Origin of the sequence: Flavobacterium caeni, assembly GCF_900101895.1 — a bacterium.
GTDB classification, from domain to species: Bacteria; Bacteroidota; Bacteroidia; order Flavobacteriales; family Flavobacteriaceae; genus Flavobacterium; species Flavobacterium caeni.
On the sequence record NZ_FMVF01000006.1, the window covers coordinates 47,795 to 61,382 of the forward strand.

The 13,588-nt window shown below is 49.3% G+C and carries 16 protein-coding genes; 10 read left to right on the forward strand and 6 right to left on the reverse strand.

Translation table 11 applies throughout. The features are described from left to right. Positions 1 to 75: 75 nt before the first annotated feature. The 10 genes from BLP55_RS07125 to BLP55_RS07170 all read left to right on the forward strand — a co-directional run bounded on the left by BLP55_RS07125 (position 76) and on the right by BLP55_RS07170 (position 8,102). Positions 76 to 315, forward strand: coding sequence for a NifU family protein (locus BLP55_RS07125; protein WP_091141654.1), 240 nt, complete (start codon positions 76 to 78; stop codon positions 313 to 315). A 193-nt stretch (positions 316 to 508) separates the two neighbouring features. Then, the gene (locus tag BLP55_RS07130) at positions 509 to 1,561 is read left to right on the forward strand and encodes an NAD(P)/FAD-dependent oxidoreductase (protein WP_091141655.1); all 1,053 of its coding nucleotides are present in this window, start codon (positions 509 to 511) and stop codon (positions 1,559 to 1,561) included. Between the two features lies 1 nt (position 1,562). Further along, complete coding sequence (locus BLP55_RS07135) at positions 1,563 to 1,892, forward strand: 2Fe-2S iron-sulfur cluster-binding family protein (RefSeq protein ID WP_091141656.1); 330 nt, start codon at positions 1,563 to 1,565, stop codon at positions 1,890 to 1,892. An 81-nt stretch (positions 1,893 to 1,973) separates the two neighbouring features. Then, a complete protein-coding gene (locus BLP55_RS07140; protein WP_091141799.1) occupies positions 1,974 to 2,336 on the forward strand; it encodes an S-adenosylmethionine decarboxylase family protein in 363 nt (120 codons plus the stop codon). Beyond that, positions 2,336 to 3,574 (forward strand): DUF4178 domain-containing protein, encoded by a 1,239-nt coding sequence (locus BLP55_RS07145; protein ID WP_170826814.1) that lies wholly within the window; start codon positions 2,336 to 2,338, stop codon positions 3,572 to 3,574. Before BLP55_RS07140 ends, BLP55_RS07145 begins: the two co-directional genes overlap by 1 nt. Before the next feature lies 1 nt (position 3,575). Further along, positions 3,576 to 3,758, forward strand: coding sequence for a hypothetical protein (locus BLP55_RS07150; RefSeq protein WP_091141658.1), 183 nt, complete (start codon positions 3,576 to 3,578; stop codon positions 3,756 to 3,758). 15 nt (positions 3,759 to 3,773) lie between these two features. After that, a complete protein-coding gene (locus BLP55_RS07155; RefSeq protein ID WP_091141659.1) occupies positions 3,774 to 3,989 on the forward strand; it encodes a DUF350 domain-containing protein in 216 nt (71 codons plus the stop codon). After that, positions 3,982 to 5,499 (forward strand): polyamine aminopropyltransferase, encoded by a 1,518-nt coding sequence (locus BLP55_RS07160; protein WP_091141660.1) that lies wholly within the window; start codon positions 3,982 to 3,984, stop codon positions 5,497 to 5,499. Before BLP55_RS07155 ends, BLP55_RS07160 begins: the two co-directional genes overlap by 8 nt. Continuing rightward, entirely contained in the window at positions 5,477 to 7,099 is a 1,623-nt protein-coding gene (locus BLP55_RS07165) for an FAD-dependent oxidoreductase (RefSeq protein ID WP_091141661.1), read from the forward strand. The genes BLP55_RS07160 and BLP55_RS07165 overlap by 23 nt, the downstream gene beginning before the upstream one ends. Next, positions 7,077 to 8,102 carry a hypothetical protein gene (locus BLP55_RS07170; RefSeq protein WP_091141662.1) on the forward strand — a complete coding sequence of 342 codons (1,026 nt, stop codon included), beginning with the start codon at positions 7,077 to 7,079 and terminating at the stop codon, positions 8,100 to 8,102. Before BLP55_RS07165 ends, BLP55_RS07170 begins: the two co-directional genes overlap by 23 nt. A gap of 17 nt (positions 8,103 to 8,119) precedes the next feature. Here the strand turns inward: BLP55_RS07170 and BLP55_RS07175 are convergent, their stop codons facing one another. The 6 genes from BLP55_RS07175 to BLP55_RS07200 form a co-directional block, all read right to left on the reverse strand. Then, a complete protein-coding gene (locus tag BLP55_RS07175) occupies positions 8,120 to 8,626 on the reverse strand; it encodes a hypothetical protein (RefSeq protein WP_091141663.1) in 507 nt (168 codons plus the stop codon). A 105-nt stretch (positions 8,627 to 8,731) separates the two neighbouring features. Beyond that, entirely contained in the window at positions 8,732 to 9,730 is a 999-nt protein-coding gene (locus BLP55_RS07180; RefSeq protein WP_091141664.1) for a dioxygenase family protein, read from the reverse strand. A gap of 93 nt (positions 9,731 to 9,823) precedes the next feature. Continuing rightward, complete coding sequence (locus tag BLP55_RS07185) at positions 9,824 to 10,522, reverse strand: pirin family protein (protein WP_091141665.1); 699 nt, start codon at positions 10,520 to 10,522, stop codon at positions 9,824 to 9,826. Then, entirely contained in the window at positions 10,522 to 11,232 is a 711-nt protein-coding gene (locus BLP55_RS07190; RefSeq protein WP_091141666.1) for a dioxygenase family protein, read from the reverse strand. The genes BLP55_RS07185 and BLP55_RS07190 overlap by 1 nt, the downstream gene beginning before the upstream one ends. Positions 11,233 to 11,559: 327 nt before the next feature. Then, positions 11,560 to 12,249 (reverse strand): LytR/AlgR family response regulator transcription factor, encoded by a 690-nt coding sequence (locus BLP55_RS07195; RefSeq protein WP_091141667.1) that lies wholly within the window; start codon positions 12,247 to 12,249, stop codon positions 11,560 to 11,562. After that, complete coding sequence (locus BLP55_RS07200; protein WP_091141668.1) at positions 12,246 to 13,298, reverse strand: sensor histidine kinase; 1,053 nt, start codon at positions 13,296 to 13,298, stop codon at positions 12,246 to 12,248. Before BLP55_RS07200 ends, BLP55_RS07195 begins: the two co-directional genes overlap by 4 nt. Between the last annotated feature and the right edge of the window lie 290 nt (positions 13,299 to 13,588).

The following is a 13,588-nucleotide window of genomic DNA, read 5'->3' on the forward strand; positions in this document are numbered from 1 at the left end:
TGAAAATTTGAAGATGAATTTACACAGCAAGTTCATTTCCAAATTTCCAAATTTCCAAATTTTCAAATTGAAATGATGAATACACAAGAATTAACGCTCAACATCGAAAAGGCGCTCGAAGAAATCCGCCCGTTCCTCAAGTCGGACGGCGGCGACATCACGCTCATTTCGATCCAGGACGACAAACACGTCACCGTGCGGCTCGAAGGCGCCTGTACGGCTTGCAGCATCAACAAAATGACGCTCAAGGCGGGCGTCGAAACGACCATCAAGAAATTTGCCCCGCAAATCGAGACCGTCGTCAATATTGCTTAATTTTTTTGGGCGTTGCCTGCGGCCCGGGCTTTCCGCTTTTATCTTTTGCGCTGCGCGACAAAAGGATAACCGCTTCAATCCCTAACGCAGCCCGTCATAAAGTCATAAAGTCGTAAAGTCATAAAGGCTTGCTCTACCGACGTTCGCTTTTAAGACTTTATGACTTTACGACTTTACGACTTTACGACTTACAATGATTACAACAGACATCCTCATCATAGGCGCCGGCCCCACCGGACTTTTTACGGTTTTCGAAGCCGGACTTTTAAAACTCAAATGCCACTTGCTCGACGCCTTGCCGCAACCCGGCGGGCAGTTGGCCGAGCTGTATCCCAAGAAACCCATTTTCGACATTCCCGGTTTTCCCGAGGTTTTGGCGGGCGACCTGGTCGATAACCTCATGGAGCAAATCAAGCAGTTCCAACCCGGATTCACGTTGGGCGAACGCGCCGAAACCATCGACAAGCAGGAAGACGGCACATTCATCGTCACTTCCGACAAGGGCACGCAAATCCATTGCAACTCGGTGGCCATCGCCGGAGGATTGGGCAGTTTTGAGCCGCGCAAACCCATTATCGACGATATCGAATTCTATGAAGACAAAGGTGTCGAATACTTCGTCAGAAATCCCGAGCAGTTCAGGGACAAGCGCATCGTCATCGCGGGCGGCGGCGACTCGGCTTTGGACTGGAGCATTTTCCTGGCAAATGTGGCCTCCGAAGTGACGCTTATCCACCGGAGAAACGAATTCCGCGGTGCGCTCGATTCGGTCGAGAAAGTACAGGAACTCAAGCGCGCGGGTAAAATCAAACTCATCACGCCGGCCGAAGTTGTCGGGTTGGGCGGTGTCGAAAAACTCGAATGGATCGACATCGACCAGGACGGCGCGCACCAAAAAATAGCAACCGATTACCTGATTCCGCTGTTCGGTCTTACGCCAAAACTCGGGCCCATCGCCAACTGGGGGCTCGAAATCGAAAAGAACGCGATCAAGGTCAACAACGCGCTCGATTACCAGACGAACATCCCCGGAATCTACGCCATTGGCGACATCAACACCTATCCGGGCAAACTCAAACTCATCCTGTGCGGTTTCCATGAGGCCACACTCATGTGTCAGAGCGTGTACCAGCGCATGAATCCGGGCAAGAAATATGTGCTCAAATACACCACCGTTTCGGGCGTGGACGGCTTTGACGGTTCGCGCAAAGAAGCCGAAAAGGCAGTGGTCAAATCGATAGAATAACATGAGCGACATCGTACTTCACATCACCGACCGCGACGGCGTCACACACACCGTAGATGCCCCGACCGACATGGGCCTGAACCTCATGGAAGTGGTGCGCATGTACGAACTCGCGCCCGAAGGCACCATTGGCGTATGCGGCGGCATGGCCATGTGTGCGTCGTGCCAGTGCTATGTTTTGAACGAGGTCGAACTGCCCGAAAAAGGCGACGACGAAGAAGCGATGCTGTCGGAAGCATTTAACGTCAAACCCAACAGCCGACTGGGCTGCCAGGTACAAATTACCGAATCGATCGACGGGCTTGCCGTTGAATTGGCGCCGGAGTATTAAATTGACGAAACCGTATCGCGGTGCTTTTTTTATCGCGCAATTATCCCTACATTGGTCGGCAATGTTCGAACCGTCAACCCCATGACTTCAATTGCCTATTCTCCGGGCTTGCACAAATTGGTCACGCTTCAGGTAGATGATACCTGTAAGTTGACCGATAGCAAGGCATTTGTAGACTTTACCCGAAATTTGCTCGACCAGTTTGGTTTGGAGCAGGTGGGAATCGTGGTGCACGATTTTGACAACAGGAGTTTTACGATTGCGGTTTGTTTGAAGGAATCGCATATTTGTGTGCATACTTGGCCTGAATTTGGCCAGTTGACGCTCGACGTTTATTTGTGCAACTATCTTCAGGACAACTCAAAGAAAGTAAAGGCCGTGATGGCCGCTTACATTGATTTTTTTGGCGCTACCGTCCTTAAGGATTTTGAAATCGACCGATGATGGAAGTGCCTTGCTCCAATTGCCAGACAGTAACCCGGGTTGAGGTTGCTTTTGAGGTCAGGAATTTTGTATGCCCGAATTGCCAATCGGTATTTGCGCCCAACAACAATGGCTTGCTGGCGTTTACGGGACAAAAACTCCAACACGAGCAAACGTTCGAGAATGGGCTCACGGTAGGTCAAAAAGGGGTGTTGAAAGGCGTGGCCTACACAGTAGTGGGTATTATCGTTAAGAAAGCTTACGGAACCTTTTATTGGACAGAGTATACGTTGCAGGATGCATCGGGTAAATTTCGATATTTGGCCGACAGCGAAGGCCATTGGATTTTTCTCGAGGAAGTGACCGAAAAATATAATTTGACCAACCGGCCCCGGTTCTTGAAACACGGCGACATTGATTTGCGGTTGTATCACCATACCAAGGTTGAAATTGTTGGCGCCAAGGGTTTTTTCGACTTGTCGTTGCCGTTAAAGGGCAATGTGTTCATGATTGAGTATGTGAACCCGCCGTACATTGTTTCGGTAGAGCGGATGGGTCCCGACGAAGTGACTTTTTTTGGCACGCACATCAACCGCAAAGAAGTAGTCAAGGCTTTTGCGATGGAGCGAACCAATGCCCGCGTAGGAACAGGAATCGTTCAACCGTTTTTTGTGAATGTGCGCGGTGTGGCCATTGTGTTTTGCGTGGCGGCCATTTTGATTTTCCTCACCCATATCGCCGTTTACAACGGACAAAAGTCACAAGACGTGCTCGAACAGACCTTCACGATCAGCGAACAGAACAACAAATCGTTTGTGAGTAAGCCGTTTACACTCGAAGGCGGTTCGGCCCCGCTCACCGTTTTTCTCGATTCGGATATCGACAATTCATGGCTTAACGTCTCGGTGGCCTTGGTCAACGAGCAAACCAACGAAGAGGTCTACGCCGACAAAGATGTCGAGTATTACCACGGTTATGAAGGTGGCGAAAGTTGGTCCGAAGGCGACCGTCGAGAAACGTTACAGCTTTGCGGTGTTGCCAAAGGCCGTTATCATTTGCTGGTCACGCCCATGTGGGCTCCGGAGAACCAATCAAATAATTACATGCGCGTGCGGGCCGTCTGGAACCAACCGTCTACATGGAACGCCTGGTTTCAGATCATTGCAATGGGCATTCTGTTGGCGGTACTTTACTTTCTCAATTTCAATTTTGAAAAAAAGCGCTGGGCAGACAGCGATTATTCACCTTATTCGGAGTAAAATGGAAAATGCAATACGGTTCATCAAGCAAAACGTTTGGGCGGTGCTCGCCGGGCTGGTCTTTTATGTGACGTTCCTCTTTTTTACTTTTTCGGGCAACCGCCTGTGCGACTGTGAATCGACAGAACGTTACAACCCTGGCCAGCACAGCCGCACTTCGGTCAATCGATTTTATCACAAATAACTAAAAACATTGATTATGGACATGCTTTCGTTAAAACCACTTGTCAATTCAGTATTGTTTGCTTTTTTGGGCATTATGTTGCTGCTCATCGGCTATCTGATTATTGAAAAAATTACGCCCGAAAATACCTGGAAGGAAATTGTCCAGAAGAATAATGTTGCGCTGGCGGTGGTGCTGGGGGCTTTCATCATTGGCCTTTCGATGATCATCAGTGCCGCCATTCATGGGTAAAAAAACAGCAAAATTCGAATTCCTGTTGTTGTTGGCCGTCTTTACGATAGCCACCTGCGGGCTCGTCTATGAGCTTGTCGCGGGCACCTTGGCGAGCTACCTTTTGGGCGATTCGGTCAAACAATTTTCGTTGATCATAGGTGTGTACCTTTTTTCAATGGGTGTGGGGTCGTATTTTGCCAAGTTCTTGTGCCGCAACATGCTCAATACCTTTGTCGAGATCGAAATCCTGGTGGGATTGGTGGGCGGACTAAGTTCGGTGGTGCTTTTCCTACTTTTCGAAAGCGTCAGTTATTTTCAATTCATCCTGTATTTTTTGGTGTTTGTCACGGGTTGTCTCGTAGGGCTCGAAATTCCGCTTTTGATGAATATCCTTAAGGACAGGGTGGTTTTTCGCGATTTGGTTTCGAACGTTTTTACATTTGATTATATCGGCGCATTGCTCGCGTCGATTTTATTTCCACTGGTTTTGGTACCGCATTTGGGGGTGATGCGCACGTCGCTTTTCTTTGGAATGATCAACATCGGCATCGCCATCTTGTTGTGTTTTCTTCTCAAAAAGGAACTTCGCCGGGTATGGTTGCTCAAGACCAAGGCCATAGTTTCTTTTTTCATTTTACTCGCGGTGTTTGTTTTCTCGCCCGCAATCCTGGAATATTCAGAAGGAAAGCTCTATGGAGAAAACATCATCTACACCCATACAACGCCCTACCAACGCATTGTACTCACACACAAAAACAGTGATTACAGGTTGTATTTGAACAACAACCTGCAGTTCAGTTCTACCGACGAATACCGGTACCACGAAGCGTTGGTGCATCCCGCCATGTCTATGGCCAAAACAGTTCAAAATGTGCTCGTGCTGGGCGGGGGCGACGGATTGGCCGTACGTGAAATCCTCAAATACCCGACAGTCAAGAACGTCACGCTCGTCGATCTCGACAAAGACATGACGCGATTGTTTCAAACCAATACCATTCTGCAAGGTTTTAACCAAAATGCGCTGACCAATCCCAAAGTAACCGTGCTTAATCGGGACGCCTACATCTGGGCGCGCGAAGAGACAAAGCAGTATGATGTGGTGATTGTCGATTTTCCAGATCCGTCCAACTACAGTCTCGGAAAGCTGTATTCGGTGAATTTCTACCGTACGCTCAAGGCGTTGCTCAAGCCCGACGCAATAGTGGCGGTGCAAACCACGTCGCCTTATTTTGCACCCAAGTCGTTTTGGTGTATCAACAAGACGATGCGCGAGGTTTTTTCGAACGTAGACGCCTACCATGCCTATGTGCCGTCATTTGGCGAATGGGGATTTTCGATTGCGTCGAACAATGCATCAACCAACTTCAACCAGGTACACAGAAAGGTCAAAGGCCTTCGGTTTTACAACTACGATTTTGCGCGACTGAACCATTTTTCGAAGGATATGGTTGCAAAAGAAACAGAGGTCAACAGGCTTGACAACCAAATTTTAGTGCGTTATTTTGATGAAGAATGGGGAAAGCTTTAATTCTCGCCGCACCTTCTTCAAAGGTGTAGCTGCGGCATTTTTGCTCGCTCCTTTCGTGCAGGCATGCAAGGAAAAGACCATTTCGTTGCTCATCAAATGGTCGGGCACCAACCACTTGCTGGGACACCGGCTGCGGTCGTCTAATTTTCCGACGCCGAATGCAAAACTAACCGTGCCCTATCTTATCGTAGGCGGAGGTATCACGGGGCTTAGTGCGGCACGCCAGTTGTCCAAACGAGGCATTTCAGATTTTTTGTTGCTCGAGCTCGAAGACAAATCCGGCGGCAATTCGTCGCATGGGGAAAACCTGTATTCGAAGTATCCGCTCGGGGCCCACTATCTGCCGTTGCCCAATCGCGATGATGCCGAATTGATTGCGTTTTTAACCGAAGCGCAAATCATCACCGGCTACCAAGACGGATTCCCGGTGTTCGACGAAACGCAATGCACTTTTTCGCCACACGAACGGTTGTTCTACAAAAACAGTTGGCAGGAAGGCCTTGTCCCTAAATTCGGGATTTCGAAAGACGAGGAAATAGAATTCCAGCGATTTTTCGCCACGATGACGGACTATAAAAAAGGCAGGGGCGAGGATGGCAAATACTGGTTCGACATTCCGCTTCGGAAGTCTTCGCAGGACGCCGCGATCCGCTCCTTTGACCAAATGACGATGCAACAATGGCTGACACAGAACGGATTTGCCGCCAAGCCGCTGCTCGAATACGTCGATTATTGTTGCCGCGACGATTTTGGGTTGGGTATCGCATTTGTTTCGGCTTGGGCAGGAATTCACTATTTTGCCGCGAGAAAGCACGATTCGGCGCCAGAGGGTAACGAAAATGTCCTGACTTGGCCCGAAGGCAATGCCCGTTTGGCGATGCACCTCAAAAAGTACGCGAAAGGAAAAACCCTGACCCACCATTTGGTTTATCGAATTGGTACCCGCGACGGGAAAGCGGTTGTCGACGTTTTTGACGACCTCAAAAAAGAATCGATCGAAATTTCGGCCGACAAAGTCATTGTGGCCACGCCGCAGTTTGTCAACCAGTATATGGTCGACGGCAGAAAGGAAATAGCCAGTCAGTTCCACTATGCGCCGTGGTTGCTCGCGACGTTAACGGTCTCGGATTTGCACGACAACTACAGCTATCCGTTGTGCTGGGACAACGTCATCCACGGCGCAAAAGGATTGGGCTACATTTACAACCAACACCAATCGGTAGCGCAACTACAACCCAAGAAAGTCATCACCTACTACACCAGTTTTTCGTCGCGCGACATTCCCGCCAGCAGGCGTGCGTTGTACCTTAAGCGACCGGATTACTGGAAGCGATTCGTGTTCGGTGAGCTAAAACGCGCACACCCCGAAATTGAGCAACAAACCGAGTCGATCGAATTGTACCGACTGGGCCATGGCATGATCAGCCCGGTTCCCGGATTCTTGTTTGGCGAGGCGCGAACAAAGGCAGCGCATCCCTTGGACGACTGCGTGTATTTTGCCCATTCCGATTTGTCGGGGATTTCTATTTTTGAAGAAGCTTTTCACCAAGGCATAGACGTCGTAAACCGAATACTGCATGACACAACCGTGGATTCATAAGGCCAGGACCGATGGGTTATTTATCCTATCACCTTCGTTTTTGGTCGTGGCGATCGTTTTTCTATTTCAGGATTGGCTTCGCGAAATAGAGGATGCCTATTCGTTTTACACATGGTTGTTTTTGATTGTGTTTGTAGACGTGGCCCATGTCTACGCAACCTTGTTCAAGACTTACTTGGTGCCGTCGGAATTTAGAAGACGGCGCAAGCTGCTCATTGCACTGCCGTTGGTTTGCTTTGTTGTCGGGATGGTGTTGTTTTGGTTCGGGAGCCAAGTGTTTTGGTCGGTTTTGGCCTATGTGGCGGTATTCCATTTCATTCGGCAACAGTACGGGTTCATGCGATTGTATGCGCGCAAAGAGCCCAAAACGCGCACCAACGTATGGACCGATAATCTTGTGATTTATTCGTCCACGGGATACCCCATGTTGTATTGGTTTTTGTCTAAACCACGTGCATTCAATTGGTTTGTCCCCGATGAATTTTGGCGTGTCGATAGCCCTTTGTTGCTTTCTGTGTTGGGTTGGATATACCTGGGGGTTGTTGTTTTTTACGGTGTCCGCACGGCCTACATCGGTTTTGTCGGGCGCTATTTTAACGTCCCAAAAAATGCAATCATTGTAGGAACCGCGCTTTCCTGGTATTTTGGGATTGTGTATTTTAACAACGATTTGGTTTTCACGTTGCTCAATGTCGTTTCGCACGGCATTCCGTATATGGCCTTGGTCTACCTCAAAGAAATTGACGCCAAACCCAAACAGGAACTGGGAATGTTGCGTCACCTGAGGGAGTTTCGGGGGGTGATTTTTTACGTGGCCGTTTTGTTGTGCATTGCATTTCTTGAAGAATATCTTTGGGAGATATTGGTCTGGAAGGAACAATTCCAAGGCGGTGATTTTGGGCAATACCAATGGCAGTTTCTCATCGTTCCTTTGCTTACGGTACCCCAATTCACCCACTACTTGCTCGACGGTTTTATCTGGAAGACACGCCCGCTAACGTAGTCAATTTGTCGTGCGACTCAGATTGTATGTTCTACCGCACAAATCGCCAAATGCGGCTGCATCGGAAACATCATCGTTTCCAGATTGGTCGTGGTATCGGGTTCGGCCGAAACCAAATAGCAATTGTTGATGATGTCCACCAGCAGCAACGGCGGCGAATAAAAGGTAATCCCGATCTTGTGTTTGGTCGCATCGACGATGTCGGTATTCACAATGTCGAGCCGATAGCTTGAAAACGGCAAGAATTGGTTCCCGAGCACATCGGGCACGCGGTGTAGTTTCCCCTTGAGTTGCTCGATGTAGCCGTTGGCGGCGATTCCCACCAGGTAGTGCAGCTGTTCGGCCTTTTCGTTTTCGGCCAGCAGTTCGCGAAACGTATTTTTGGGGTTGTCTTTGTCGTTGAACAGTTGGTGCTGCATCAGGTATTCCTTGTAAGTGTCCTCGAACACATACCGGTCCCAAACCCACGTCGATTGTTGGTCGATGACGGCGCGGTAAGCCAACCTTATTTTTTTGTACTGCATACGCGAAAATTTAAAAAAAGAGAGAAACGCGTTCCCTCTTTTTCACAACCAACTAAAATAATTAAAAACGCGCGGCTTTCTCACGGCCGCAATCTCAAAATCAATCTAAGCAACAATCATTTTTTTATTGTGTTCGAAGACGCCATCGGCATTTTCGATGCTTACTTTGTACAGGTAGTAGCCGCTGCTCAGTGCGAGGTCGGCTTTGCTAAGGACGATGTCGAAGCTGCCCGCGGGCAAATGGTTGGCAATCGGGTGCCCGACGGCACGTCCGTTGAGGTCGAATAGCCGAATGGTCACGGTCGATTCAAGCATAAGTTTGACGGGAATCGCGGTTTCGTGGGTAAACGGATTCGGATAATTTTGTCCGACCATGTACTGCGACGCGGTCCTATCTTCGACACCCAGTGTGGGCCCGTTGACGTTGATCGTATGCGTCAAATCGTATCCTGCTGCCACACTTCCGGGAATGACCGACATTTCGCTCGTCACCCCGTCCGAAAACACATTGTCATTGGCGTTGTAGGTATAGCCGTTCATGCCCTTGGTGTAGCCTGCCGCCGTCGTGTTGACCAGTTGCACGGCGCTGTTCGCACCCTCGGGATAAGCGATTTGGGTCACCAGTAACGAATTGCCCGACGGGTTGTAAACGTGCACGTGGATGTGTGTCGCGCGGCCCGTATACCATCCCGGAAAAATAGACACAAAGCTGACTTGTCCGTTGGCATCGGTGGTTTGGCGCCCGCGAAGGAAATGGTAATTGGTATAGTTGGCCTGTTGCATTCCTGTACCGCCGTATTCCGAATAATTGCCGTCTTTGTCGCAATGCCAGATGTCTACGATGGCGTCCGCCAGTGGTGCGCAGTTGGCATTGGTGTTGACAATTGTGATCGTCACGTTCATCGTCACGCCGGTACGGTCGCCACGGATGTCGGTCATCACCAGCGACGACGGCGTATGGGTGGGGAACGGCCCCGCGGTTTCTGAATTGGTGACGGTGCAAACCAAGGTGTCGTCTGTTTGTTTGGCCCGCAACAACGAAGGGGCCGCCACAGCCATCCCTAAAATACCGAGGCCGTTTCGTAGGAATACTTTTCTTTCCATGATCGTCCATTTATCAATCGGATCAAAACTAGCCGATTGGTGGTTTTTGAAAAAATAAATGAGGTGAACCCCAATCTTTGTGCGGTAAACCCGTCACGCGCAAAGCGGCACCTCGATCAACAGCAGCATGGCGTTGGCCGACAGCGCTTCGAATTCGACCGTTTGCGCGCCCACAATCGACAATCCGTCGCGTGTTTCGATGAGCCGGTTGTCGAACTCAAATGCCCCGTTGATGACAAACACAAACAGTCCGTTTTTGCGATTTTTTAGCGTGTAGGTGCCTTCTTGTCGGCCGTCGTACAATCCGATAAAACCCAGCGAATTGGGCTGGAGCATCGGTTTGTCACCAAAAATCGGGACCAAGTTATTGCGGACATCCAGTTCAAAGGAACGCTGGCTAAAGCCAGTCTTCGTCTTGTCGGTCTTAAACCAAATCTGTAGGTAATTGACCAGGTCGTTCTTGTACGGATTCGTGAGTTGGTAGGCGTTGCCTTGGCCACCCGAGAAAATGCCGATTTGCTCGGTGCCAATCGTGTCTTCGTGGCCAAAGCTGTCGCGGAAAATCAAACCGCCCACAAGCGGTAGAACCAGAACCGACGTGTGTGCATCGAGGTGTCTGAAAATCGTGTTGCCTGCACCCAACGTCTCGTCGTTGAGCGCAAGCAACCCGCCCAGCGGCCCGCGTGAGGGCTCCTGGTACTCGTCGAAATTGAAAGTCGCATAGCGGCGAAACACTTCCGATTCGACGCGTCCGCGAAAATCGGCCTTGTATATTTGAACCCGGTGTTCCATTACGCGTTGACGATGATCGTACTTTCTTGCGTATACCCACCCGCCACGCTGCCGCTGATGGTACAGGTTTCGCACGCATAAGAATTGCTGAAAATACCGTCGTTGGCATTGTAGGTATAGCCGTTCATGCCTTTGGTGTAGCCGTTTTCGGTCGATGCATTGACCAATACCACAGCACTGTCCGATCCTTCGGGATAGGCAATTTGCGTCACCAGAAGCGATTGGCCCGTGCTGGTGTAAATGTGTACGTGAAGATGCGTCGCACGGCCTTGGTACCAACCCGGGAATTTGGTCAGGAACGTCACGCGCCCGTCGTTGTTGGTGGCTTGCCGTCCGCGCAAAAAGTGTACAGAGGTAAAGCTCCCATATTCGGAATAATTGCCGTCTTTATCGCAATGCCACAAGTCGACGAGCGCGCCCGCAACAGCCGCGCCCGAGGTGCCCACGACATCTATGTTCACTTCGAGGTCGATGCCTTGCCGGTCGCTACGGATGTCCGAAACAACGAGGGAGTTGGGCGTGTGCGTTGGGTAAGGTCCTTCGGTTTCCGACGGCGTGGTGGCGCTGTCGCATGTTTCGCCACCCATATCGCCGGCTCCTCCAGTTGTGGTCGTTGAATCGTCGTCGCTACTGCACGATCCGATGATCGGTAACGCAGCGGTGCCGAGCCCGATCAAGCCTAAGCCTTTTAAAAAATCTTTCCGTTCCATGGCTTTTGTTTTAAGTTTGAGGTAAAAGTAGGGAGGGTTGTTTTTCGTAGAAAATTAAAGAGGTTAACACCGATTTTTATGCGGTGAAAGATGTGATTTTCTAAAGTAAATCTTAAAAAAAGAACAGGGCGAGGTACGTTGCGGGTTTAGATTCGATTGTACAGTTTTTCTATAGCGACGGTATCGAAAAATTTCGTATTTTTCAATCGATAGGGCAGGGGGAATAGGGTTTACCCCTAAAAAGAAATCTTCTCACTTGGATACAGAGAATCTGTACATTTTGTTAAAGTTTTCTCGGATTCGAAAATAGACTGATTGGCGTATCGCCTACTTCCCGATCATCGCCAAAAAAGCGGCCTCATAACTCGCACTGATCGGGATTTCCTCATCGGCGATGTACACGATCTTGCTGCGTACCTTTTCGATCTTAGAAATAGGAACGATGAACGAGCGGTGCACCCGCACAAACTCCGACGCGGGCAGCTTTTCAAGGATTGCTTTCATGGTCATGCGCGCCACAATCGTCTTTTGCCCTGTGATGTGGATCTTGAGATAGTCGTCGAGACCTTCGATAAAGGCGATGTCGGCAATCAGGATTTTGTTGAGACTATAGTCGGCGCGGATGAACAAGTACAAATCGTTGCCCTGCGTTTGGTTTTTGGTCTCGAGTGTTTTTTTCGCTTTTTCGGTCGCCTGTACAAAACGGTCGTACGAAAACGGCTTGAGCAGGTAATCGGTGGCGCTCACGTTAAAACCTTCGACCGCATATTCGCTGAAGGCCGTCGTAAAAATCACCGCGACATTTTGTTCGATGGCGGCGTAGAATTCCATCCCGTTTTGCTTGGGCATCTGGATGTCGAGGAAAATCAAATCGACGGGTTGTTTGCGCAAATACTTGTGCGCTTCATCGGTCTTGGTGAACGTTTTCTCCAGTTGGATGTAGCCCACGCGCGCGCAAAAGTTCTCAATGACTTTAAGCGCAAGCGGTTCGTCGTCTAAGGCAATGGCGCGAATCATGACCAATTGATTTTGAGGTGAACGTTAAAATGATGTGGCTCGTCCTTGATCACGAGCTCGTGCTTGCCCGGGTAAATGATCTCGAGTCTTTTTTTGGTATTGTCGATGCCTTGTTCGGATGCCTCGTCATCGGAAAATTGCACATTCACCTTGTTGTTGCTAACCCCTAAGATAAAATCATTTTCGGTAATTTCAATAGCAATGCTGATGTGCCAATCTTCTTCGGCATTGACGCCATACTTAAAAGCGTTTTCGATGAAAGGGATGACCACCAACGGGGCGATGCGCTTGCCTTGGGTGTTGCCGATGATGGTGAACTCGAGGTTCGATGCGTCGGCGATGCGCAACTTTTGCAAATCGATGTAATCCTTTATGTAATTGATTTCTTTTTCAAGCGGAACCAAATCGTTCGAACTTTCGGTCACCACATAGCGCATCATGTTCGAGAGTTTGATCACGGCATCGGGCGCGTCGTCAGATTTTGCGATGGTCAGCGCGTACAAACTGTTGAGCGTGTTGAACAAAAAGTGTGGGTTGATTTGCGCCTTCAGGTACGACACTTCGGCCTTGAGTTTTTCGCTGCTCAGCAGGCGCAATTGATGACGCGTACGCAGCATGATCGACAAGATCAACACAAGCAGGAATTGAAAAACAGATCCGCCGTACAATATGAAAAACATGCCATTTGGTCGCGGGCCCATTCGGAATTTTCCCTCAAATCCTGGCGGCGGCCCATTTGGACTGCCTATCGGCGGCGCGTTGAATTTCATCTCGAACACAAATTCTGGGATGGCCACGATCATCGCATAACTAAAAAATACGATGGCCCCGAATAAGAAGTACCGCTTCGCGAAATAGTACCGCGGAATGAACACATAGTAATTGAGATAGAAAAACACCACGAGCAACACGTAGCTCAAGAAATTGCGTTTGAATCCGCCCACGGCAAGCATGTCGTCGCCCAGGTCGGGCGAGGTCACGATGGGGATGCTCAGGAACACCAAGACCCAAAGAATGTGAAGCGTGTAATTGCGTAAAAAGTTCGACATGGTAATCTTTAGCCGCGTCAAAACTAATCATAAGACGCCAACCAGAGAAAAAATTGCGGCCAATACATAAAATTTTGCGGTGAAAGCGCCATGTGTCGGCGGTTCAATCGGCAAAAATTCACCTACAAAATAACGCGTTTCACCTATTTTATTTTCGCGTCGGCCACCCAATGGATAGCTTTACCGTCTCGATAAACCAAAAGGATTGAACGATAATATTTCAATAATTTCTTTATTGATTATTTTTGGGTGAAAAGGGTCTGCTTTTGCGGGCCCTTTTCTATTGATGG

Coding starts and splice junctions, on each gene's coding strand:
- BLP55_RS07155 (WP_091141659.1), top strand. CDS start 3,774: ATGGACATGCTTTCGTTAAAACCACTTGTCAATTCAGTATTGTTTGCT.
- BLP55_RS07130 (WP_091141655.1), top strand. CDS start 509: ATGATTACAACAGACATCCTCATCATAGGCGCCGGCCCCACCGGACTT.
- BLP55_RS07150 (WP_091141658.1), top strand. CDS start 3,576: ATGGAAAATGCAATACGGTTCATCAAGCAAAACGTTTGGGCGGTGCTC.
- BLP55_RS07200 (WP_091141668.1), bottom strand. CDS start 13,298: ATGTCGAACTTTTTACGCAATTACACGCTTCACATTCTTTGGGTCTTG.
- BLP55_RS07125 (WP_091141654.1), top strand. CDS start 76: ATGAATACACAAGAATTAACGCTCAACATCGAAAAGGCGCTCGAAGAA.
- BLP55_RS07190 (WP_091141666.1), bottom strand. CDS start 11,232: ATGGAACGGAAAGATTTTTTAAAAGGCTTAGGCTTGATCGGGCTCGGC.
- BLP55_RS07185 (WP_091141665.1), bottom strand. CDS start 10,522: ATGGAACACCGGGTTCAAATATACAAGGCCGATTTTCGCGGACGCGTC.
- BLP55_RS07165 (WP_091141661.1), top strand. CDS start 5,477: ATGAAGAATGGGGAAAGCTTTAATTCTCGCCGCACCTTCTTCAAAGGT.
- BLP55_RS07195 (WP_091141667.1), bottom strand. CDS start 12,249: ATGATTCGCGCCATTGCCTTAGACGACGAACCGCTTGCGCTTAAAGTC.
- BLP55_RS07135 (WP_091141656.1), top strand. CDS start 1,563: ATGAGCGACATCGTACTTCACATCACCGACCGCGACGGCGTCACACAC.
- BLP55_RS07175 (WP_091141663.1), bottom strand. CDS start 8,626: ATGCAGTACAAAAAAATAAGGTTGGCTTACCGCGCCGTCATCGACCAA.
- BLP55_RS07145 (WP_170826814.1), top strand. CDS start 2,336: ATGGAAGTGCCTTGCTCCAATTGCCAGACAGTAACCCGGGTTGAGGTT.
- BLP55_RS07180 (WP_091141664.1), bottom strand. CDS start 9,730: ATGGAAAGAAAAGTATTCCTACGAAACGGCCTCGGTATTTTAGGGATG.
- BLP55_RS07160 (WP_091141660.1), top strand. CDS start 3,982: ATGGGTAAAAAAACAGCAAAATTCGAATTCCTGTTGTTGTTGGCCGTC.
- BLP55_RS07170 (WP_091141662.1), top strand. CDS start 7,077: ATGACACAACCGTGGATTCATAAGGCCAGGACCGATGGGTTATTTATC.
- BLP55_RS07140 (WP_091141799.1), top strand. CDS start 1,974: ATGACTTCAATTGCCTATTCTCCGGGCTTGCACAAATTGGTCACGCTT.